Source organism: Lonepinella sp. MS14435 (genome assembly GCF_042485795.1).
Lineage (GTDB): Bacteria > Pseudomonadota > Gammaproteobacteria > Enterobacterales > Pasteurellaceae > Lonepinella.
The window spans coordinates 1,618,473-1,640,819 of record NZ_CP169368.1 but is presented as its reverse complement, the minus strand read 5'-3'; the positions used below and the strand labels follow the sequence as shown (position 1 = coordinate 1,640,819).

18 protein-coding genes, 1 tRNA gene and 1 rRNA gene are annotated in these 22,347 nt (G+C 37.4%); 5 read left to right on the top strand and 15 right to left on the bottom strand.

Features of this window, described 5'->3' with window-relative positions; translation table 11 throughout:
- Positions 1-102 precede the first annotated feature (102 nt).
- Positions 103-218 (top strand): 5S ribosomal RNA (rrf, locus tag O1Q80_RS07780).
- A 185-nt stretch (positions 219-403) separates the two neighbouring features.
- On the opposite strand, the gene trpA is transcribed toward rrf, so the two are convergent.
- The 3 genes from trpA to O1Q80_RS07765 form a co-directional block, all read right to left on the bottom strand.
- Positions 404-1,210, bottom strand: coding sequence for a tryptophan synthase subunit alpha (gene trpA, locus O1Q80_RS07775; protein WP_386694200.1), 807 nt, complete (start codon positions 1,208-1,210; stop codon positions 404-406).
- On the bottom strand, positions 1,210-2,406 hold the full coding sequence (gene trpB / locus O1Q80_RS07770) for a tryptophan synthase subunit beta (RefSeq protein ID WP_386694197.1): 1,197 nt from the start codon (positions 2,404-2,406) through the stop codon (positions 1,210-1,212). Before trpB ends, trpA begins: the two co-directional genes overlap by 1 nt.
- Before the next feature lie 119 nt (positions 2,407-2,525).
- Positions 2,526-3,299, bottom strand: a complete 774-nt coding sequence (locus tag O1Q80_RS07765; protein ID WP_386690254.1) for a TOBE domain-containing protein — start codon at positions 3,297-3,299, stop codon at positions 2,526-2,528.
- Between the two features lie 126 nt (positions 3,300-3,425).
- Here O1Q80_RS07765 and modA point away from each other — a divergent pair, with 126 nt between their 5' ends.
- Entirely contained in the window at positions 3,426-4,190 is a 765-nt protein-coding gene (gene modA, locus O1Q80_RS07760; RefSeq protein WP_386694194.1) for a molybdate ABC transporter substrate-binding protein, read from the top strand.
- A gap of 323 nt (positions 4,191-4,513) precedes the next feature.
- Here modA and O1Q80_RS07755 read toward each other — a convergent pair.
- Positions 4,514-4,589, bottom strand: a tRNA-Gly gene (locus O1Q80_RS07755).
- Between the two features lie 108 nt (positions 4,590-4,697).
- The gene (gene orn / locus O1Q80_RS07750) at positions 4,698-5,246 is read right to left on the bottom strand and encodes an oligoribonuclease (protein ID WP_386694191.1); all 549 of its coding nucleotides are present in this window, start codon (positions 5,244-5,246) and stop codon (positions 4,698-4,700) included.
- A 95-nt stretch (positions 5,247-5,341) separates the two neighbouring features.
- Between orn and rsgA the strand changes: the two genes are divergently transcribed.
- The gene (rsgA, locus tag O1Q80_RS07745) at positions 5,342-6,388 is read left to right on the top strand and encodes a small ribosomal subunit biogenesis GTPase RsgA (protein ID WP_386694188.1); all 1,047 of its coding nucleotides are present in this window, start codon (positions 5,342-5,344) and stop codon (positions 6,386-6,388) included.
- Positions 6,389-6,453: 65 nt separating this feature from the next.
- Here the strand turns inward: rsgA and argA are convergent, their stop codons facing one another.
- Complete coding sequence (gene argA / locus O1Q80_RS07740) at positions 6,454-7,770, bottom strand: amino-acid N-acetyltransferase (protein WP_386694185.1); 1,317 nt, start codon at positions 7,768-7,770, stop codon at positions 6,454-6,456.
- 272 nt (positions 7,771-8,042) lie between these two features.
- On the opposite strand from argA, the gene cpdB reads away from it, so the two are divergent.
- Complete coding sequence (gene cpdB / locus O1Q80_RS07735) at positions 8,043-10,025, top strand: 2',3'-cyclic-nucleotide 2'-phosphodiesterase (RefSeq protein ID WP_386694182.1); 1,983 nt, start codon at positions 8,043-8,045, stop codon at positions 10,023-10,025.
- A 61-nt stretch (positions 10,026-10,086) separates the two neighbouring features.
- On the opposite strand, the gene O1Q80_RS07730 is transcribed toward cpdB, so the two are convergent.
- From O1Q80_RS07730 to potA, 4 genes are all read right to left on the bottom strand, one after another.
- Positions 10,087-11,190, bottom strand: coding sequence for an extracellular solute-binding protein (locus tag O1Q80_RS07730; RefSeq protein ID WP_386694179.1), 1,104 nt, complete (start codon positions 11,188-11,190; stop codon positions 10,087-10,089).
- A gap of 140 nt (positions 11,191-11,330) precedes the next feature.
- On the bottom strand, positions 11,331-12,101 hold the full coding sequence (gene potC, locus O1Q80_RS07725) for a spermidine/putrescine ABC transporter permease PotC (protein ID WP_386686590.1): 771 nt from the start codon (positions 12,099-12,101) through the stop codon (positions 11,331-11,333).
- Positions 12,101-12,961 (bottom strand): spermidine/putrescine ABC transporter permease PotB, encoded by an 861-nt coding sequence (gene potB / locus O1Q80_RS07720; protein WP_386696167.1) that lies wholly within the window; start codon positions 12,959-12,961, stop codon positions 12,101-12,103. The genes potC and potB overlap by 1 nt, the downstream gene beginning before the upstream one ends.
- Positions 12,942-14,057 carry a spermidine/putrescine ABC transporter ATP-binding protein PotA gene (gene potA / locus O1Q80_RS07715; protein ID WP_386686588.1) on the bottom strand — a complete coding sequence of 372 codons (1,116 nt, stop codon included), beginning with the start codon at positions 14,055-14,057 and terminating at the stop codon, positions 12,942-12,944. The genes potB and potA overlap by 20 nt, the downstream gene beginning before the upstream one ends.
- Positions 14,058-14,339: 282 nt before the next feature.
- Here potA and pepT point away from each other — a divergent pair, with 282 nt between their 5' ends.
- Positions 14,340-15,572 (top strand): peptidase T, encoded by a 1,233-nt coding sequence (gene pepT, locus O1Q80_RS07710; protein ID WP_386694176.1) that lies wholly within the window; start codon positions 14,340-14,342, stop codon positions 15,570-15,572.
- Between the two features lie 44 nt (positions 15,573-15,616).
- Here the strand turns inward: pepT and purR are convergent, their stop codons facing one another.
- The 5 genes from purR to O1Q80_RS07685 form a co-directional block, all read right to left on the bottom strand.
- Positions 15,617-16,621 carry an HTH-type transcriptional repressor PurR gene (gene purR / locus O1Q80_RS07705; protein ID WP_386686582.1) on the bottom strand — a complete coding sequence of 335 codons (1,005 nt, stop codon included), beginning with the start codon at positions 16,619-16,621 and terminating at the stop codon, positions 15,617-15,619.
- 284 nt (positions 16,622-16,905) lie between these two features.
- Positions 16,906-18,627 carry a cysteine/glutathione ABC transporter ATP-binding protein/permease CydC gene (gene cydC, locus O1Q80_RS07700; RefSeq protein ID WP_386694173.1) on the bottom strand — a complete coding sequence of 574 codons (1,722 nt, stop codon included), beginning with the start codon at positions 18,625-18,627 and terminating at the stop codon, positions 16,906-16,908.
- A gap of 10 nt (positions 18,628-18,637) precedes the next feature.
- Complete coding sequence (gene cydD / locus O1Q80_RS07695; RefSeq protein WP_386694171.1) at positions 18,638-20,407, bottom strand: cysteine/glutathione ABC transporter permease/ATP-binding protein CydD; 1,770 nt, start codon at positions 20,405-20,407, stop codon at positions 18,638-18,640.
- An 81-nt stretch (positions 20,408-20,488) separates the two neighbouring features.
- Complete coding sequence (gene trxB, locus O1Q80_RS07690; RefSeq protein WP_386694168.1) at positions 20,489-21,442, bottom strand: thioredoxin-disulfide reductase; 954 nt, start codon at positions 21,440-21,442, stop codon at positions 20,489-20,491.
- Between the two features lie 47 nt (positions 21,443-21,489).
- Positions 21,490-22,338 carry a co-chaperone YbbN gene (locus tag O1Q80_RS07685; RefSeq protein WP_386694164.1) on the bottom strand — a complete coding sequence of 283 codons (849 nt, stop codon included), beginning with the start codon at positions 22,336-22,338 and terminating at the stop codon, positions 21,490-21,492.
- Positions 22,339-22,347: the final 9 nt, after the last annotated feature.

Here is a 22,347-nt window from a genome sequence, read left to right as displayed (position 1 = left end):
GTTTCAAATTTAAAGAACAAAATACAAAAAGGAAAGAATTAAGTAGGATACAGGATAACACACGGTACTGCCGTCTGAAACCTGTCATCTGACCCCTGATTTCCTGATGGTCATAATGCAGTAGTGCCACCTGACTCCATGCCGAACTCAGAAGTGAAATGCTGTGATGCCGATGGTAGTGTTGGGAATCCCAATGTGAGAGTAGGTCACCATCAGGTTTTTTATTACAACAACGAACCCCAGTTACGTGAGTAGCTGGGGTTTTTGCTATTCTCTTAAAACTACGTTAAAATCAACCGCACTTTTGTCAACAATGTTGGATATATGTTACTTTCTGTTCTTTATATTATAGGAATTTTTCCTTAGTCTTGACTAGAGATGAAAATAAAGAAAGATTTTGCTTTTATAAAGTTGCTCTTTTCATTGTTTTAACAAATTCCGCTAATTCTTGCAAACATTGTACGTGATTATCCAAGTTTTTCTCAATAATCTTCACCGTAGCTGATCCTGAAATTGCTCCTGCTACCCCCATATTTAACGCATCTTTGACTTGTTGTGGTTGAGCAATACCGAAGCCTTGTAAAATTGGTGGAGCGTGGTGAGCTTTTAAACATTCTACTAAGTTATCCAAATTTTTCGCGTGACTTTGGTTTTCAGCACTGGTCACTCCTGCACGAGAAACTAAATACGTATAACCTTGAGATTTTTCTGCCACTCCTTGAATAGTTTTTTCATCAGCATTTGGCGGACAAATAAACACAGGTTGAATGCCATATTTTTTAGCTGCTTGAATATAGGGTTCAGATGCCAATAATGGAATATCTGCCACGAGAACCGCATCTACCCCCACTTTTTTACAACGTTGATAAAATCCGTCTAAGGTTTGGGCATAGATTAAGTTGGCACAAAGCAATAAGCTGATCGGAATATCGGGATATTTTGACCGCACTTTTTCGATTAATTGGAAACTTTCTTTTGTGCTACAACATGCTTCTAACGCACGATTGTTGGCGGCTTGAATAACGGGACCATCTAATAGAGGATCTGAAAAAGGAAAACCGAGTTCTAAAGCATCAGCACCATTATCAACTAAAGTACAAATAATCTCAAAGGAACGTTCAAAATTTGGATCACCTAAGGTTACAAATGGTACGAATCCACCTTGATTTTTGGCTGCCAAATTATCAAATAAAGTTGCAAAACGACTCATTACAGGATTCCTCTTTCTGTGAAAATTTTATCTACAGTAAAAATATCTTTATCACCACGACCAGATAAATTTACCACTAATAATTGCTCTTTGTTTGGATTCTGTTTTGCCATTTTTAAAGCATAAGCAAGTGCATGAGAGCTTTCTAATGCAGGAATAATACCTTCGTGTTGGGCTAACTCTTTAAACGCATTTAAGGCTTCATCATCGGTAATACTTGGATATTCCGCCCGTCCAATAGAATTAAGATAGGCGTGTTGAGGACCAACGGATGGAAAATCCAATCCAGCAGAAATGCTATAAGATTCTTCAATTTGTCCATCTTCCGTTTGCATAATCGGTGATTTCATACCAAAATAAATCCCTGGTTTACCATGTCCAAGTGGAGCACCGTGTTCACCAGTTTCAATACCTTTGCCTGCTGGTTCAATACCGATTAAGCGAACGTTGCTTTCTTTGATAAAATCTGCAAACATTCCAATAGCATTGGATCCACCTCCCACCGCTGCAATCACGGCATCTGGTAAGCGTCCTTCTTTTTCGAGAATTTGGCGTTTAGTTTCTTCGCCGATCATTTTCTGAAATTCACGTACAATGGTTGGGAATGGATGTGGGCCTGCGGCTGTCCCAATCAAATAATGAGTGGTTTCATAATTTGCTGCCCAATCACGCATTGCTTCGCAGCATGCATCTTTAAGAGAACAAGATCCTTTTTGTACAGGCACTACTTCAGCACCCATTAATCGCATACGGAAAACGTTAGGTGATTGGCGTTCTACATCCTTTGCTCCCATATACACAAGACAAGGCATACCAAGCATTGCACAAGCTAATGCAGTTGCTACACCGTGTTGACCAGCACCAGTTTCTGCAATAATGCGGGTTTTACCCATTCGTTTGGCAAGTAAAATTTGCCCAAGTACTTGGTTAGTTTTGTGAGCACCACCGTGTAAAAGATCTTCACGTTTAAGATAAATTTTAGTTTTTGTACCTTTAGTAATATTGCGACAAAGGGTTAAAGCAGTTGGGCGACCTGCATAATTTTTCAGTAAATCTTGGAATTCGGTTTGAAATTTGGGATCGTCTTTGGCATCAACAAAGGCTTTTTCTAATTGTTTTAACACTGGAATGAGAATTTCGGGAACATACATTCCCCCAAATTCCCCAAAATAGGGATCAAGTAGTGTATCTGTCATAATATTTCCTTACATAAATTCTTTTTAATATATAGTCGTTATACTATTGCACTAGTACATAAATGTAAATAGGAAAACTAAAAAAAGGAAACTATTTTTCAAAATATTCCAAGTTTAGATTAATAAAGGGTTGCCAAAATAATCTGTTCAGGATCGATTTTTGCCCAAACCTGTTGCCCAATGTTTAATGCCAAGGGTGACTCAAGGCTGGCACAAAATTCGATTTCATCATTTAAAGCCAAGATCACCTCTTGATTATTTTCTTTATCTAACAGATTCGTAACCGTTGCCACAAAGCTATTTTTTTCTTCAAGGGCTTCCTGATGAATTTTTACCCACGGAGCTTTAAATAGCAACATAACTTCTTTTCCCCAAGCTAATTGAAGACGTTCGGCACTTTTTTTTGTGATTTCAGCGAAAATAGGTTGTGATAGACTTGGTAATTTAATTTCTACAGTCGCATGAAGTTGATGAATAACACATTGTTTTACTTTGCCAAATAGTTGATTTCTTGCACTGGTTTGCAGTGAAAATTGAGCAGTGGCAGAAAGTAAACTGTTGAGTGAAATATTCTCATCTTGCAAAATATGAAACGCTTTTTCTTGGGTTTGTGCAAGCAAATCATAGAGTTGCAATAGGCGAAGGGCGTATTTCGTGAGCAATGTTCCGCCACCATTTTTTCCGCCGACATTGCGTTCAAGTAGCGGATAGGGGCTGATTTCATTCATTGCGGCTAAGTGATCCCATGCACTTTTATAGCTCACTTTGGCATTCTTAGCTGCTTGATTAATGGAACCGCACTTTTGGATTTCTTTTAATAAACGAACACGTTTAGGATCAACAAAAAGTTGTTGTTGCAATTTTATAGTGAGTAAGATTTCAGTATCCATTATTTTTCCTATTTTCTTATCAATAATCAATTTAGAGTATTTTAAAGGAAACGGATTTATTCTTGTAGCTTTTCTTTTGTAATACGTTATATAATCTATGCGATATCGTTAATTATTCAAGGAGAAAAAATGAAATTAACAATCAAAAAACTTGCATTCGTAGTGGGAACTGGTCTAATTATGAGCCAAAGTGCAATAGCTGATGTAACAGTTTTTGCAGCAGCTTCCATGACTAACGCATTACAACAAGTGGCAGAAGAATATAAAAAAGTAAAACCAAATGAAAAAGTAGTTTTCTCTTTCGCTTCATCTTCTGTACTTGCAAAACAAATTGAACAGGGGGCTCCAGCAGATATTTTTGTTTCTGCGGATTTAAAGTGGATGGACTATTTAGCTGAAAAAGATGCAATTATCAAAGATAGCCGTGCTATTTTAGTGGGGAATAGCCTTGTGATGATTGCTCCGAAAGACAGCAAAATTGACAGCGTTGATTTAACCAATGATAAATGGCAAAAGTCTTTAGATGGTGCTTTTTTAGCTGTTGGTGATCCTGAACACGTCCCTGCGGGGATCTATGCAAAAACTGCATTAACTCATTTAGGTCAATGGGCTGCTGTTGAACAAAAATTAGCTCGTGCTAATAATGTACGTGCAGCATTGGCTTTGGTTGAACAAGCTGAAAGCCCATTGGGTGTGGTTTATGGTACTGATGCTACAGCAAGTCAAAAAGTGAAAGTAGTCGCTACATTCCCAGCTGATAGCCACCCTCCAGTAGAATATCCAGTGGCATTAATTAAAGATCATGGTAGCGTAGATGCGAAAGCATTTTTAGATTATTTAAAATCTGATGAGGCTAAAAAAGTATTTATTAGTTATGGTTTTACAGGGAAGTAATTAAAAAATAAGCAATTAAGTCTTATTTACGTGACTTGTGTCACAAAAATGAAATTTGCTATTTGATATAAAGAAATAAATTAGATATTCTTACCGCACTTAAAACAAGTGCTATGATAAATAGCCAGACATATTTTGCTTTCCGAGTAGTGCCTTGAAATATAGGCACTTTTTTTATCTCAAATATAGATGAAGTAATATATGTGGTGAGTTTATGCCAGATGTATTGTATTGATTTAACGAAAACAAAATTAGTAGAGTTTTTGAAGAATTGAAATAGAATAGATACAAAAAAAGATGCTTAAAAAGCATCTTTTAAAATTTGGAGCGGGAAACGAGGCTCGAACTCGCGACCCCGACCTTGGCAAGGTCGTGCTCTACCAACTGAGCTATTCCCGCAGAGCGACATTCAATATCATGCACGAATGTCGAAAACAAGACCTATTATACGAAGATTTTGATTGTTCGCAAGTAGAAATTTTTATTTTCTGTTTATTTGCAGAAATTCTAGTCTAATTTAATAAAGTGTTCACGGTAATAAGCGAGTTCTTTAATACTTTCCCGAATATCATCTAAAGCTAAATGGGTATTTTGTTTTTTGAATCCTTTTAAAACTTCAGGTTTCCAACGGCGAGCCAGTTCTTTTAGTGTGCTGACATCCAAATGGCGATAGTGGAAATAATCGGCTAAATCAGGCATATATTTAAATAAAAAACGTTTATCTTGTGCCACGCTATTGCCACAGATGGGAGATTGTCCTTTCGGTACCCATTTTTTTAAAAAGTCGAGGGTCTGTAATTCCGCTGCTCGTTCAGTGAGTTTACTCGTTTTGACGCGTTCAATTAAGCCATTTTCTGTATGGGTTTTAACACACCAATCACTCATTTTGTTGAGTAATTCATCAGATTGTTTGACGGCTAATACGGGTCCTTCGGCTAAAATAGCCAGATTTTTATCGGTGACGATCGTGGCGATTTCAATAATCCGTTCTTGTTCGGGATCTAATCCTGTCATTTCTAGATCGATCCAAATGAGATTTTCTTTATCTTGTGGCATAATATCAAGTATCCTATATTGAATTTGTGCTATTGTAGCAAAATTCACAATTATAAAATAGATAGAAAAATCACCGCACTTTTAAGGAAATCTCATTGGCAAAGCAAAAATTGACCCAAAACCAAAAACGGCGTATTCATAGTAATAATGCAAAAGCCCTAGATCGTCATCAACGCCAACAGAAAAAACAAATAGATTGGCAAGATGATATGCTAGGGGATACGCAAGATGGGGTGGTGGTAGCACGTTATTCTATGCACGCTGATGTGGAAAATGAACAAGGTAATATTTTCCGTTGTAATTTACGCCGCACTTTGGCGAGTGTGGTGGTGGGGGATCGAGTAATTTGGCGTAAAGGTCTGGAGCAATTACAAGGGATTAGTGGCGTGATTGAAGCGGTGCAACCCCGTCAAAATGAACTGGCTCGCCCTGATTATTATGATGGTTTAAAAGTCATGGCAGCCAATATTGATCGCATTATTATTGTTTCTGCCGTGTTGCCAACCCTATCATTGAATATTATTGACCGTTATTTAGTGATTTGTGAAACGGCGAAAATTCCAGCGGTGATTGTGTTAAATAAAGTGGATTTGCTTTCTGAGCAGGAACTGGCGGAAGCAGAACAACAGCTAAAAATTTACCAAGATATTGGCTATCAAACCCTGATGATTTCCGCCCAAACTGGCAAAAATATGCAAAAATTAACCGCACTTTTAGCTTCTGGCACCTCTATTTTTGTCGGGCAATCGGGGGTAGGGAAATCCAGTCTGGTCAATCAAATCATGCCTGAAGTCAATGCGACAACTAATGAGGTGAGTGAAAACTCAGGCTTAGGACAACATACCACCACTTCATCACGTTTATATCATTTGCCACAAGGGGGGAATCTGATTGATAGCCCTGGTATTCGAGAATTTGGTTTATGGCATTTAGAACCCGAGCAAATTACACTGGGTTATCGTGAATTTCAATATTTTCTTGGCACGTGCAAATTCCGTGATTGTAAGCATTTAGACGATCCGCAATGTGCCTTACGAGAAGCCGTTGAACAGGGCAAAATTCACCCTGTGCGTTTTGAAAATTACCACCGTTTAATTTTAAGCCGTGATGAAACGAAATCACAACGACATTTTGTGGGTTAAGCATGGTGTAGCTACTCGGTAGCTATAAAAGATGTGGCGCATCGTTACTATTATAACCCTGTACGTCAGTGCAGGGCTAAATCTTGAATCAAAATCTTAGATCGGCGTTGATAATTATAATGTTCTCGTTTTTCCTGTGGCAGATCTTCTATATTGGCTACGCTAAATCCTCGTTCTTGAAACCAATGAACGGTTCGGGTCGTGAGAACAAATAATTTTTCAATGCCTAAATTTTTTGCTCGTTTTTGAATGGCTTCTAATAGAATATCACCACGAGAGGAGTTACGATAATCAGGGTGAACAGCGACACAAGCCATTTCAGCCATTTTTTCCTGCTGGTAAACATTTAATGCAGCACAAGCGATAATGACACCATCTCGGTCAATAATCGTATATTTTTCAATATCCATTTCTAATTGTTCACGAGAGCGTTTGACTAAAATACCTTGTTGTTCTAATGGGTGAATTAATTCAAGTAAACCTGGTATATCACGTGCGGTGGCAATGCGAATATCTTCTGAATTATCCATTGAAAGCTGTGTTCCCACACCGTCACGGGTAAATAATTCTTGCAATAATGAACCGTCTTCTTCATAACTTAATAGATGCGAACGTTTAACCCCTGCACGGCAAACATCAATGGCAGCTTGTAGAAAGCGAGCTTGGGAACTGTGATAAAGATCGTTGTGAATAAATTCTTGCAGATATTCAACGGCATCTTGTGGTAATAAATCCGAAATGGTTTGTTTTTGTGGGTCTAAAATCCCTTGTGTGGCACTAAAGCCAATCAGTTTTTCGGCTTTAATTTTAATCGCAACTTGTGTCGCAATTTCTTCAAAGGGCAGATTAAAACTTTCCCCCGTAACGGATGGTGCAATAGGTCCGATTAACACGATCGCATCACGATCTAACTGTTGTTGAATATTTTCCACTTCAATACGGCGGAGCTTACCACTTAATAAATAATCGACACCATCGTCCACGCCAATCGGTTGAGCTAAAATAAAGTTACTGCTGACCACATTGAGTAAAGGCGAATGGGGAAGTCGCATTGACAGTCTTGAAGTAATATCATAATTCAGTTTTCCCACCGCTTGCTTGACCAAATCAAGGGTTTTTTGATCGGTAATCCGAATATTTTTATGATATTGTGGTTTAATCTGATGTTGTAAAAGTAATTCATTAATTTGAACTCTCGCACCAAACACAATAATTAATTTGATCCCTAAACTGTGTAATAAACGAATATCGCTGATGATATTAATAAAATTTTTACTCGCAATCGTATCACCATCAAGCATAATCACAAAAGTTTTGCCACGGTGCATATTGACATAAGGGGTAGATTGACGAAACCATTGGACTAATTCTGTACTACGCATAATGCTTTCCTTTTAGGCATTGCTTAAATATTTATTCATTTATTGTGAATTTATATTCATTTTGTTGAATGTGCAAGAGAAATTTTTAGCAGACGAAAATTTTGTTATTTTTGACCGCACTTTGTTAGAAAATTCCAACATAATAAAAAATCTTTGATATGGATCACAATTTTATCAACACACTCTTTTAATTTTACTTTGTTTTTTGTAGATTAAACGATTAAATTCAAGATTTTGCAATGTATTTTTATTAAATGAAAAAGGAGTTCAAAATGGATCGAAGACGTTTTCTACAATTATCTAGTTTCTGTGTTTTTGCTCTCGGTAGTGATAGAGTGCTTTCTGCTGAACAAAGTAAAAATCAGAATGTGTTTAATTTACGTGTTGTTTCAACCACTGATGTACATGGTTTCTTAACGGATTTTGACTATTATAAAGATGCACCTACTGAGAAATTTGGTTTTAGTCGTACCGCAACACTTATTGAGCAAGCTCGTCAAGAAGTGAAAAATAGCGTATTAGTTGATAATGGTGATTTAATCCAAGGTAATCCCATTGCGGATTATCAAGCGGCGGTAGGTTATCAAGCAGGCAAGCCACACCCTTCAGTACAAGCCCTTAATTTGATGAAGTATGAAGTGGGAACGTTGGGAAATCATGAGTTTAATTATGGACTTGAATTTCTGGATAATGTGTTAAAAGAAGCAAAATTTCCGATTATTAATGCCAATGTTTATGATGCAAAAACTAAACAAAATCGTTATACCCCATACGTTATTCAGGAACGCAGTTTAATTGATGAACAAGGTAATAAACAATCGATAAAAATCGGTTATATCGGTTTTGTGCCACCGCAAATTGTGGTGTGGGATAAAGCAAATTTAGACGGTAAAGTGTATGTGGAAGATATTAAGCAAACCGCAGAAAAGTTTGTGCCAGAAATGAAAAAAGCAGGTGCGGATCTGGTGATTTGTTTGGCACATACTGGACCGAGTGATAAAGAATATGCAGTAGGCGAAGAAAATGCTGCTTTTCATTTAGCCGATGTGAAAGGGATTGATGCTATCGTATTTGGGCATTCTCACGGTTTATTCCCGCATAAATCTTTCCAAACAACCAGTACATTGGTGGATATGCCTAATGGTACAGTAAATGGTGTGCCAGAAAATATGTCAGGTTATTGGGGGAACAATATCGGTGTGATTGATTTGCAACTTTATTACCTTAACGGAAAATGGGTGGTGAATCATGCCACTGCACATATTCGTCCAATTTATGATAATGAGAAAAAAGCAGCCACGGTAGAAAATAAGCCAGAAATCACCGCACTTTTACAGCCAGTACATGAGGCAACACGGAAATTTGTGGCACAGCCAATAGGCAAATCTTTAGATGATATGTATAGCTATCTTGCTTTAGTGCAAGATGATCCGACCGTGCAAATAGTTAATCAAGCACAAAAAGATTATGTAGAAAACTATATTAAGAATATTCCTGAATTAAAAGATATTCCTGTGCTTTCTGCAGCAGCACCATTTAAAGTCGGTGGACGTAAAAATGACCCAACTTCTTTTGTTGAAGTCGCAAAAGGGGATTTAACCTTCCGTAATGCAGCGGATCTTTATCTTTACCCTAATATTCTTGCTACACTAAAAGTGAAAGGGCATCATGTTAAAGAATGGCTAGAATGTTCGGCGGGTATGTTTAATCAAATTGATCCGAATAAAACTGAACCACAAGGACTAATTAATTGGGAGGGATTTCGTACCTATAATTTTGATGTGATTGATGGATTAAGCTATGAAATTGATGTGACGCAACCTGCTCGTTATAACGGTGAATGTGAGTTGATTAATGCCAATAGTGAACGAATTAGAAATCTACAATTTAATGGTAAACCTATTGATTTAGAGGCAGATTTCTTAATTGCAAGTAATAATTATCGTGCTTACAGTGCTAAATTCTCAGGAACGGGTGAAGAATTTGTGGCATTCCTTGCCCCAGATGAAAATCGTCAAGTGTTGGCAAATTATATTACTAAACAAACTAAGTTACAGGGAGCGATTACACCAACCGCCGATAAAAATTGGCGTTTAGCCAAAATTGAAAGTGATAAACCACTGGATATTCGGTTTGAAACCTCACCAAGTGAGCAGGCAAAAACCTTTATCAAAGCGAAATCGGTTTATCCGTTAGTAGATAAAGGCGTTGATGAAGTTGGTTTTGCGGTATATCAAATTGATTTAACCCACTAATTCCGATGTTTTAGAGATGAAAAAAGGCTTTCAAATGAAAGCCTTTTAAGTTTATATCATATTATTTTGCTGCTTTTAGCTCTTGATAATATTTTTCATATAATTCAACCGCTTCACCAACATCATCTTGCCAGTAAGATTTTTGCAATACTTCTGTTGTAGGATAGATAGCAGGATCGCTAGTAATTTCGGTTGGTAATTTTGCTTTTGCTTTCACATTAGAAGTTGGGTAGCCAATTTCTAAGGTTAATTGTTCAGCTACTTTTTCACTTAACAAGTAATTGATTAATTTATGTGCTGCATCAGGGTGTTTTGCATTAGCAGGAATCGCTAAAGTATCTACCCATAATACTGGACCTTCTTTCGGAAACACCATATCAATAGTATCTGGTGATTCTTTTTTGGCAATACGCACCGAACCATTCCATAATTGACCTAATTCAACTTCGCCAGAAATGAACGAGTTGGCAGGGTTGTCTGAATTGAAAGAAAGTACGTTTGGACGTAATTTCAATAATTCTTCGTAAGCTGCTTTGATTTCATCTGGGTTAGTAGTATTAGGGTTTAATCCTAATTTTACTAAAGCAATATTGAATACTTCACGAGCGTCATCTAATAATTGCACTTTACCCGCAAATTCAGGTTTCCATAAGTCACCCCAAGAGGTGAAATCAGATCCTTTGTAGGTTTTGACGTTATACGCAATACCCGGTGCACCTAATAATTGTGGTAGGGAGTATTTGTTGCCTTTGTCATAGTCTTTATTTAACCAGTCTGGATCGAGTTCAGCAATCACAGGTAGTTTGCTGTGATCTAACTCTTTTAACATACCTTCACGTGCCATTTTAGACACGAAGTAGTTTGACGGTGCAATCACATCGTAACCATCGGAACCAGCACCTTGTAATTTCACTTTGGCATACATAGTTTCGTTAGATTCAAGGCTTGATACGTTGACTTTGATACCTGTTTCTTTAGTGAATTCATCTAATAGACCATCTGGCACATATTCTGTCCAAGTATAAAGATTTACCACTTTATCTTCACTTGTTGCTGGGGTTGCCGCAGGGGCTGCAGAAGTTTCAGTTTTGCTTTCTTTATCGTTACAACCAGTCAAAGCAACAGCAACTAAGCTAGCTGCGAAAAGACCTGCTAATTTTTTCATTTAAGATTTCTCCGTTGAGAGTAATTAAGAGTATCCGCCTTTTTATTTATTCAAATAGAAAGACATAAAAAAACGCCTGACTTTGGGCTAGGGACTAGCTTCGGGTCGGGCGTTATTTTATGTGGAAATATCCGATTTGTCTAGGTTTTATCCTTTTTTCCAATAACTTGTCCGAGCATTACTAAAATTAGTGAAAGGACAATCATAATGGTGGCTAAAGCATTCACTTCTGGTGTTACCCCTGTTTTTACCAAAGAATAGATTTTCAGTGGTAAAATTTCATAGCTTGCACCGCTAACGAAAGAAGAAACGACCACATCATCTAAGGATAGTGTGAAACTTAATAACCAGCCTGAAATAATTGCAGGTAACGCTAATGGTAAAATAATTTTACGCAAAATGGTGACTTCACTGGCACCAAGATCTCTAGCCGCCTCTAGCATACGCAAATCAAACCCTTTTAGACGAGAATAAACGCTGACCACAACGTAAGGTAAACAGAAAGTAATATGAGCCAACAATAATGACCAAAAACCTAATGAAATACCCACCATCATAAATAGGGCTAACAATGAAACCGCCATCACAATATCAGGCGACATCATTACCACGAATAACATACCGCTTACGGCTTGTTTACCACGGAACTTATAGCGATACAATGCGATGGCTGTTAAGCTACCAATAATAGTCGCTAGAGTGGCACCAACAAAAGCGATCACGACAGAGTGAATAGCCGCTTGGATAAGCGTATCGTTATTAAATAAACGCTCATACCAGTTCCAAGTAAACCCTTTCCAATTCAATCCATAGCGATCGCCGTTGAAAGAATTACCAACTAAAATAACAATTGGAATATACAAATAGGCATATACCAACAACATAAAGAAACTACGTAGGATACGACCCATTATTCTAACTCCACTTTCTTATTCAGTAATTTATTCGCTTTGTAGTAAACGAAAATCAATAACGCCATTAGAATGGTTAAGCCGATACTGATTGCTGAACCAAATGGCCAGTTACGCGAAATTAAGAACTCACTCTTAATTACATTACCCACTAATAAGACTTTTGCCCCACCTAATAAGTCTGCTACATAGAACATTCCCATAGCTGGCAGTAATACTAATAAGCAACCCGACACAATTCCTGGCATAGTGAGTGGAATAATGATTTTAATAAAGCGTTGTACTGCATTAGCACCCAAATCTTTCGCAGCTTCTAATAAGCGATGATCTAATTTCTCAATCGCTGAGTAGAGTGGCAAAATCATAAACGGTAATAGCAAATACACTAAACCGATAATCACCGCGATTTCGGTATTTAAAATACGAATTGGCTCGCTAATAACGCCTAAAGATAACAGAAATTCATTCAGAATCCCTTTTACCCCAAGAAACACTTTCATGCCGTAAATACGAATCAGTGAGTTAGTCCAAAATGGTAATACCAATAGGAATAACAAAAACGGACGGTATTTTTCGTTGATTTTTGTCATGATAAAGGCGAACGGATAACCGATAAGCAAACATAAAATCGTGGCAATTCCCGACATATATAAAGAATTCCACACTACGGTACCATATAAAGGTTCAAACAGTCGAGTGTAATTCTCGAAAGTAAATGGTAGGGCATAGAAATTACTGGCATCTTTACTGAGAAAGCTGACAATAAACACCAAGAAGTTAGGTGCAAAAACAAAGAAAATTAGCCAAGCAAAAATAATGCCGACAGTCACTTTCTGGAATTTATTGGTTGTCATTTTCATCATTCAATACCACTTCCCATTTTTCAATCCAAGTGACAGCCACTTTTTGATCTAATGAGTGATCGATATTCGGGTCGTCTTCGTTAAAGAATTCGCTAACCAGCACCATTTTTCCGTTATGTTCTAGTTCAACGGTGGATTCAAGGGTCATACCTTTGTAATTACGTTCACGAATATATCCAATAATCGCACTTGATTGTTCATTATCATCAAGTTCTTCTAATAACACATCTTCAGGACGTAATAATACTTTTAATTTTTGACCCTCGTGAACTTGTTGCTCAACATAAATATCGCAAATACGACCTTCCACATTGGCTTTAACACGTTGCTCATCAACACGGTGTAATACCACAGCATCAAAAATATTGATTTCACCAATAAATTTCGCCACGAATAAATTGCTCGGTTCCTCATAAATTTCACGCGGTGAACCATCTTGCTCGATATTACCTTTTTTCAATACGATAATACGATCTGACATGGTTAAGGCTTCTTCCTGATCGTGGGTCACGAAAATAAAGGTAATGCCTAATTGACGTTGTAAGGATTTCAATTCATTCTGCATTTGTTTACGTAATTTGTAATCTAATGCAGATAAAGATTCGTCTAATAATAAGACTTTCGGCTTATTGACCACCGCACGAGCAATGGCGATACGTTGTTGTTGACCACCAGAAAGTTGGCTTGGTTTACGTTCCGCCATTTCTTCTAATTGCACCATACGCAAAGCATCAAGAACTCTAGGCTTAATTTCTGCTTCAGGTACTTTTTGCATACGCAATCCAAATGCCACATTTTCAAAAATCGTCATGTGTGGAAAGAGGGCATAACTTTGGAATACGGTATTCACATGACGTTGTTCTGCTGGAATATTCGTGACATCTTCGCCGTCAAGAATAATTTGACCGTCATTAACTTCTTCAAAACCTGCAATCAAGCGTAAAACGGTAGTTTTACCACAGCCTGAAGGACCTAAAATGGTAACAAATTCACCATTATTAATGGTTAAATTGAAGTCTTTGATAATGGTGTTATCACCATAGGATTTAGTAAGAGAGCGTAGCTCAACGATAGGTTTAGTCGTTTTTTCCACTAGCTTTGGTTTTCTCCCTGAAAAACTAATATGGGTTAGTTAAATAGAAGTACAACACTTACTTAACGACAAGTAAGCACCGAGTTTTTTGAACACTTATGATATAGCTATTGTTCGCTAATGAAAAGGGAATAATGTCTTTTTAGCCAAATTTTTTTATTTATAAAGATATAAATGCTCAAAAATTGATTTAGATAAAACTTCGGGCATAAATTTTAGAAAAAAATTGCATTGAAAAATTTGTTTTTGCATAATTAAACAAAGGGTTAAAAGGAGAATACCATGTCAACGTGTGAACGCAATTATTTACTTGAACGATTTTTGAATTATGTGTCTTTTGATACGCAAGCTAAAGTCGGGGCGAAGTATTCACCTAGCTCACCAGGTCAACTTAAATTAGCCAAATATTTAGTACAAGAATTACAGGCATTAGGGTTAGAAGAGATTAATCTTTCGCCAAATGGTATTTTAACTGCTTATTTACCAAGTAATGTGATGAATGCTCCTACCATTGGTTTAATTGCTCATTTAGATACATCACCAGATTGTAGTGGCAAGAATGTCAATCCAGAAGTGATTGTGAATTATCGTGGTGGGGAAATTGCCTTAGGTTCGGGAGAAAAATTTATTAGTCCTGTAATGTATCCCTTTATGCTTCAATTAATCGGCAAAACCTTGATTGTGACAGATGGCACAACCTTATTAGGGGCGGATAATAAATCTGGAATTGCGGAAATTATGACCGCACTTTCTATACTAAAGAACGGCGAACAAGCTCACTGTAATATTCGTATTGCTTTCACACCAGATGAAGAAATTGGTTTAGGGATGCAATTTTTCGAAATGGACAAATTCCCTTGCGACTGGGCATATACTATTGACGGTGGTGCCGTAGGTGAGTTGGAATATGAAAACTTTAATGCAGCTAGTGCTACTGTGACGATCTTGGGTAACGGTATCCACCCTGGTTATGCTAAAGATAAAATGGTTAATGCGTTAACTTTGGCTTGTGAGTTTCAACAACTATTACCAGCTGATGAAGTACCAGAAAAAACTGCAGATAAACAAGGCTTTTTTCATTTAAATCGCTTGGTGGGTGATATTAGTAAAGTAGAATTACATTATTTAATTCGGGATTTTGATAGCGAGAAATTTGAACAACGTAAAGCCTTTTTAACGGATATAGTTAATCAATTTAATCAACAAAAGAATTTACGCCAACCACTCCAGTTGGAAATTCAAGATAGCTATAAAAATATGTATAATTGTATCCGTCAAGTACCACGATCTATTGAACTGGCTGATCAGGCTATGCGTGCATGTGGTATCAAACCAAATCATAAACCAATCCGTGGAGGTACGGATGGGGCGTGGTTAGCGGAAAAAGGGTTGGCTTGTCCGAATATCTTTACTGGAGGATATAATTTCCATAGCATTCACGAACTAATTAGCCTTGAAGGCATGGAAAGTACAGTGAATGTCATTTTGAAAATTGTGGAACTCGCAACAGAATAAAGTAGTAACAAATTACAGTAAAAAACACCGCAGTTTGGTTAATATTATTTGATGTTTTTCACGGACTTGCGTACCACCAATTCGGGATAGATTTCAATGGTTTCTCTTTCCGTATTTTTATGATGAATACGTTCCAGCAGTAATTGTAATGCACGCTCACCTAGCCTTGCTTTAGATTGATGAATAGTGGTAAGTGGGGGAGCGTAAAATCGTGATGAATGAATATTATCGTAGCCAATAATCGAAATATCATCAGGCACGCGTAAACCTTTTTCTGTAATAGCGGAAATTGCACCTAATGCCATTACATCATTACAACAAAATACAGCCGTAGGTAATTCTTGCTGTTCAAGAATTTTATTCATACATTCATAACCATCTTCGGGTTCAAAAGAACCCTCTTGAATCCAGTTTGGATTAAGGGTTAAGCCAGCATCCGACATGGCTTTTTCAAAGCCTTGAAAACGAGTTTGAGCGGTGGTTTTATTCAGTTCTCCAGAAATAATCCCGATTTTTTGATGACCATTCTCAATTAAATGTTGGGTTGCCAAATAACCTCCATTAAAACTGTTATCCAAAATCATATCATTATTGCTATGTTGAATTCCCCATTCCATAACAACCAGCGGTAGATCTTGAAAATTATTAAATAAGTCAATACTTTCTTGATGATATTCGGCACACATAATTAATACACCATCAACGCGTTTTTTGGCTAACATTTCCAAGTGATTTTTAATTTTTTTTGTATCATTTTGGGTATTACATAAAAATAATGAATAGCCTTGACGATAACAATGGTTTTCAACGGCGTGAATGATTTCTGCAAAGTAAGGGGATTCGCTGGTGGTAACAATCATACCAATAGATTTTGTAGTATTAATTTTAAGACTACGAGCTACGTCACTTGGTGAATAACTAAGTGTTCGAATCGCATTTAATACAGCTTGTTTAGTATCTTCTGCAACATGTCTGGTTTTATTGATGACATGAGAAACGGTAGTAGTTGATACGCCTGCTATTTTTGCTACGTCTTTAATGGTTGCCATTTTTACCTCCCTGAAAATTTACATTATTATAAGGTAAAATTATAAAAAATGTATGAAAAAATAAATTAAACTGATAAAATGAAAAATATATGATTTTATTAATTAAAAACATCAGGAGAAAAGTATGAGTGATTTTGGTTATGCTATGATTATGGTAGTGCTTTCATTAGCTATTGTTGTAGGTTTGTCTGTGGCAATTTTCTAATAAAATAAAAAAACTGTATAAAAATACCGCACTTTGACAAGAATAAAAGTGCGGTATTTTTTTGTATCAGATTTTTTCTTTAAATTCGTTGAATTAATGAGTGGAAATAACCTTGTTTCTGGCTTAATTCCGCATAACTACCTTGTTCTACCAGTTCCGCACTATCAATGACTACAATATTATCAAACTGCTCAATAGCGGTTAAACGATGAGTTACCATCAGCAAGGTTTTATCTTGGCAATGTTGCAAAATCAGGTTTAACACTTGACGTTCAGTTTCACGATCTAAGCCCTCGGTAGGTTCATCTAATAATAAAATGGGTGCATCACTCAATAAAATTCTCGCCAAGCCTAAGCGGCGTTGTTCACCGCCTGAAAGAGGGCGACCGCCATCACCTAACCATTGTTCTAAACCTTGTTCCACTAAGTTTTGCAAACCAACTTGTATTAGCACGTCTGTCATTTTTTCATCGGAAAGCGGTGCTGCTGTGGCAAATTGCAGATTATTGCGTAAACTGTCGCTAAAAATATGCACCCGTTGAGTTAAAAAGCAAATTTGCTGGCGGAGAATATTTTCACTGTAAGCAGAAATCCGTTTATTGGCAAAATGAATTTCACCTAGTAGAGGATCATAATTTCGTACTAACAGTTGTAATAGAGTGGATTTACCACTGCCAGTTTTGCCCAAAATGGCAACTTTTTGTTTTGGTTTAATCTGTAAATTCACCTGTTTTAAGGCAATATCTTGCCGTTCAGGATAACGAAAGCTGATATTTTTAAGATCAAATAAAACATTGGAAAAATTCACCGCAGTTTCTGTTCCCTCAAATTGTACCAGCGGTGGTTGGTCAATAATTTCGCTGACACGTTGAGCAGATGAAATCACTTGTCCAATATGCAAGAACGCTGCACCTAACGGCATTAAAATCTCAAAAGAGGCTAATGCGGATAGCATAAACAAGCCAATAAATGCAAGACGATATTCTTCAATAGCAAATTCAATATTGGAGGAAATCCATAAAGTCAACACCACTAATAAGCCATTAGCAAACATTAAAACAGCAGTAGAAAGTCCTGCTAAATTGCTTTCACGTTGTTGATAACTTTGCCATTGTTGTTCCGTTTGATCTAATTTTTGTTGCAAATTATCTTGTGCATTAAACAGTAATAATTCCGCTTGAGCCTGAATAAATTCTACAAAGTGCATACGATAAAGGGAACGAGATTGGGTGAGTTTATTACCGAAAGTTAAGCCTAAAAAATAAAATACACTTGGAATAATCAGTAATAGAATCAATAGGATTGCACCAATTAATAGGGCAAGGGAAAGATTAAATAGGCTTAACACCAGAGTCATCATTCCAATCACCACTATCGCACTGATAAATGGAGCAATCAGGCGTAAATATAGGCTATCGAGCGTATCCACATCAGCTACTAAGCGGTTAAGTAAATCACTGTTACGATAACGATTTAACACCGCAGGGGAAAGTGGAATAATTTTGCTGAATACCTGAACACGTAATTTAGCCAAAATACGGAAAGTGGCATCGTGAGTCACAATTTTTTCAGCATAACGCATTGCGGTGCGACCAATCGCTAAACCCCGTACGCTTGATGAGGGATAAAAATAGTTAAATAATGCTCCCGCCCCAGCAATGGCAGTAGCCGATAAAAACCAACCTGATAGAGTGAGCAAGCCAATACTGCAAGCAAGCCCGCCAATCATCAACACCACACCTAAAAACAGTGGAAATTTTGCCTGTTTAAATAAGGGTAAAAAAGGAAGTAGTGAACGCATATTTTCTCTCTTATTGTACGTCTTGATGACGTTGGGCTAAAAGTTCAGCAAAATAACCTTGCTGTTGCAACTGTTCGAAGTGTCCTTGTTGCACCAGTTGCCCCTGTTGCATCACCAAAATCTGATCACATTGCTTTAAATCTTCAATACGGTGGGTGATCATCAAGGTGGTTTGGGCTTGATTAATTTGGGTTAATGCGGTCAATACTTGCGTTTCCGATTTAGCATCTAAGCTGGCTGTTGGTTCATCTAATAACAACAAATTACCTTGACGCAATAAGGCTCGAGCAATCGCCAAGCGTTGAGCTTGCCCTACCGATATGCCTACACCGCCATCTTTGATTTCTGCATTTAAGCCAAGGTGATCGGTAAATTCTTTGGCGTTGGCTTGGCTTAAAGCTATATCAATTTGTTCGTCCGAGGCTTGAATATCACCGAGTAACAGATTTTGTTTAATCGTGCCTTGCAACAACAACGGATTTTGCCCTACCCATGCAATTTGTTTTCGCCATTGGGTGAGAACGGCTTGATTGAGTTCTATTCCGTTAATTTTCAAACTGCCTTGATAAGGCAGAAAACCGAGTAATACGTTAATTAAAGATGTTTTTCCTGCCCCGCTTTGCCCCACCAACGCTGTATGAGATTGTTTAGCTAAATGAAAATTAAGCGGTTGGGTGAGAGCCTTGCCTTGTGGTGACAAGATTACCAAATTTTCTGCCATAATTTCCACCGCACTTTGATTGGGAATTTGCTGGTTGTGGTCAGCTTGTACCGTTTGATAGTCAGTTTCAATAAATTCTGCAATAGCATCGGCTGCCCCAATAGCGGCTGCTCGGTCGTGATAATAAGTGCCAAGATCACGTAGGGGTTGGTAAAATTCAGGTGCGAGAATTAAACAGAAAAAGCCTGCAAATAGGGTAATGCCAGTGTTATCACTAAAACTACCAAAGTCAATTTGTCCGAGATAACTAAAACCAAAATAAACTGCGACAATGGCAATGGAAATAGAGGTAAAAAATTCTAATACTGCAGACGATAAAAATGCCATTTTTAATACGTCCATGGTGCTAATGCGATAATCTTCGGTGGATTTCTCAATATACTCAGTTTGTTCTTCGGCACGGTTAAATAGACGTAGAGTTTCTAGCCCACGTAAGCGGTCGAGAAATTGCCCACTTAATTTGGCTAGCATTGCCATGTTTTGCTGATTTTTATCCGATGCTGCTAAACCGACTAAAATCATAAAAATAGGAATTAGGGGGGCTGTGAATAAGAGAATTAAACCTGCCACCCAATTAAGCGGAAAAACAGCAATTAAAATAATAACGGGAACAATCGCCGACAACATTTGTTGAGGTAGATAACGAGCATAAAAATTATGTAGATTTTCCACTTGTTCCAACATTAAACTTGCCCAGCTACCAGCAGGTTTACCTTGAATGGTAGCAGGTCCGACAGAATGGATTTTATCCAAAATTTGTTGACGAATAATATTGCGTAATTGCCGACCACAGTTAAAGCCAATTCTTTCACGCAGATATAAAATCAATGCTCGCAATGCAAAACCAACAATCAAGCCAATAAAATAGGGTAATAGTTCCGAACGTGGAGTTTGTTGGATAATAAAATAATGCAAAAGACTCGCCAGCAACCAAGTTTGTCCCACTAAAATCAAAGATGATAAAGTCGCTAGTCCCACATTTAGGCTTAATAATTTTTTTATCGGTTTCTGTTGTTGTCGCAACCATTTAAACAGATATTTTTGACGTTGTTTTTCCATTTTGTATAAAATTTTAGGGGCGAACAGATGTTCGCCCGAAATTACTCAAAGTTTAAAGGTTGGATAAATCCACTTAAAATACTATTCTAATGCGTCCAAAAAACGTTCCGCATCTAGTGCTGCCATACAACCCGTTCCAGCAGAAGTGATTGCTTGACGATAATTATGATCCATCACATCACCTGCAGCAAAAACACCTTCTACGCTAGTTGCCGTAGCATTGCCATCTAAGCCTGATTTCACCACAATATAGCCGTTATTCAAGGTTAATTGATCTTTAAAAATCTCTGTATTTGGGGCGTGACCAATAGCCACAAAAACGCCATCTACTTTCAATTCTTCGGTGTTGTCTGATTGCGTATCTTTCAAGCGGACACCCGTTACGCCCGTATTATCGCCCAACACTTCATCTAAAGTGCGGTAGGTATGCAGAATAATTTTGCCCTCTTCCACTTTTCTGTATAAACGGTCGATTAAGATTTTTTCTGCACGGAAACTATCACGGCGGTGGATTAAATGTACTTCACTAGCAATATTAGCTAAATATAATGCTTCTTCTACAGCACTATTACCACCACCAATGACGGCAACAGGTTTGTTACGATAAAAGAAACCATCGCAAGTTGCACAAGCCGACACACCACGTCCTTTGAACGCTTCTTCGGATGGCAAACCAAGATAACGAGCGGAGGCTCCAGTGGCAATAATTAAGGCATCGCAAGAGAAAGTTTGCACATCACCATAAAGTTTAAATGGACGATGAGATAAATCTACTTTGCCAATATTATCAAAGATGATTTCCGTATCAAATTTTTCCGCATGTTGTAACATACGTTGCATTAATTCTGGACCAGTTGTATCACCAAAATCACCAGGCCAGTTCTCGATTTCCGTAGTCGTAGTGAGCTGACCGCCCTGTTGTAAACCTGTCACTAAAACGGGTTTCAAGTTAGCACGAGCCGCATAAATTGCAGCTGTGTAACCAGCAGGACCTGAACCTAAAATTAATAATTTACTGTGTTTAATTTCTGACATAATAACTCCTTTTATTTATAAAGCCTGTTCATTATAACAAATTTTTATTAATACAATAGCGAATAAATCAATCGGCGATACTTATTAGCCATAGGGTCGCTACCTAGAGCAGCAATAATTTCCAAAAATAGCCTTTTTACTTCACCGTTTTCTGCATTTAAATCTTGTCGCAAAATACTAAATAACAATTCTAACGCTTGCTCATCTCGATTGGCTTGATGAAGTTGTACAGCTAATTTTAACGCAACATCAGGACGTGGATTTTGCTCATAATCTTGTTGTAATTGCTGAATTTCAGGCGTATCGGCAGCTTTGATTAATAAATCAATTTGAGCTTGCAAGCCTTGCCAACGACTATCACGATCTTGTAAAGGGATTTTATTCAAAATCTCTTGGGCTGGTTCGGTTTTTTTCATAGTAATATAGGTTTCCGCATAGAGTAGGGCTATATCACTATTTTTTTGTTCTGATGCTTGCCATGCTTCTTTTAATAAGGGTAAGGCGGCTTCATAGTTTTCAGCCTGTAAGAAATCCAATGCCAAATTAAATTTAATTTCTTCTTCTTTGGGTAAAATCAAGGCTAAATGTTGTTCAAGCTGATCTTCGGGTAAGGCGGTTTGAAACGCATCCACCGCTTGAGCTTCTTTAAATAAATAAGTGGTTGGCAAGGCTTGAATACCAAATTGCATGACAATTTGTTGTTCTGTTTCACAATTGACTTTTGCTAGTAAAAATTGCCCTTGATATTTATCTGCATAACGGGTTAAAAGTGCGGTGAAATTTAACGAAGTTTCGTGGCTTGGAGCATAAAATACCAAAACTAATGGCGTTTGTTGGGAACGTTGTAACGTTTCCGTAATATTTTGTTGATTAATTTCAATAATATAGTCTTGCATATTGTTTCC

Excerpts from the sequence above, each read along its gene's own strand:
- trpA (WP_386694200.1), bottom strand. The coding sequence starts at position 1,210 with ATGAGTCGTTTTGCAACTTTATTTGATAATTTGGCAGCCAAAAATCAA.
- trpB (WP_386694197.1), bottom strand. The coding sequence starts at position 2,406 with ATGACAGATACACTACTTGATCCCTATTTTGGGGAATTTGGGGGAATG.
- modA (WP_386694194.1), top strand. The coding sequence starts at position 3,426 with ATGAAATTAACAATCAAAAAACTTGCATTCGTAGTGGGAACTGGTCTA.
- orn (WP_386694191.1), bottom strand. The coding sequence starts at position 5,246 with ATGCCACAAGATAAAGAAAATCTCATTTGGATCGATCTAGAAATGACA.
- argA (WP_386694185.1), bottom strand. The coding sequence starts at position 7,770 with ATGCGTAGTACAGAATTAGTCCAATGGTTTCGTCAATCTACCCCTTAT.
- cpdB (WP_386694182.1), top strand. The coding sequence starts at position 8,043 with ATGGATCGAAGACGTTTTCTACAATTATCTAGTTTCTGTGTTTTTGCT.
- O1Q80_RS07730 (WP_386694179.1), bottom strand. The coding sequence starts at position 11,190 with ATGAAAAAATTAGCAGGTCTTTTCGCAGCTAGCTTAGTTGCTGTTGCT.
- potC (WP_386686590.1), bottom strand. The coding sequence starts at position 12,101 with ATGGGTCGTATCCTACGTAGTTTCTTTATGTTGTTGGTATATGCCTAT.
- potB (WP_386696167.1), bottom strand. The coding sequence starts at position 12,961 with ATGAAAATGACAACCAATAAATTCCAGAAAGTGACTGTCGGCATTATT.
- pepT (WP_386694176.1), top strand. The coding sequence starts at position 14,340 with ATGTCAACGTGTGAACGCAATTATTTACTTGAACGATTTTTGAATTAT.
- purR (WP_386686582.1), bottom strand. The coding sequence starts at position 16,621 with ATGGCAACCATTAAAGACGTAGCAAAAATAGCAGGCGTATCAACTACT.
- cydC (WP_386694173.1), bottom strand. The coding sequence starts at position 18,627 with ATGCGTTCACTACTTCCTTTTTTACCCTTATTTAAACAGGCAAAATTT.
- cydD (WP_386694171.1), bottom strand. The coding sequence starts at position 20,407 with ATGGAAAAACAACGTCAAAAATATCTGTTTAAATGGTTGCGACAACAA.
- trxB (WP_386694168.1), bottom strand. The coding sequence starts at position 21,442 with ATGTCAGAAATTAAACACAGTAAATTATTAATTTTAGGTTCAGGTCCT.
- O1Q80_RS07685 (WP_386694164.1), bottom strand. The coding sequence starts at position 22,338 with ATGCAAGACTATATTATTGAAATTAATCAACAAAATATTACGGAAACG.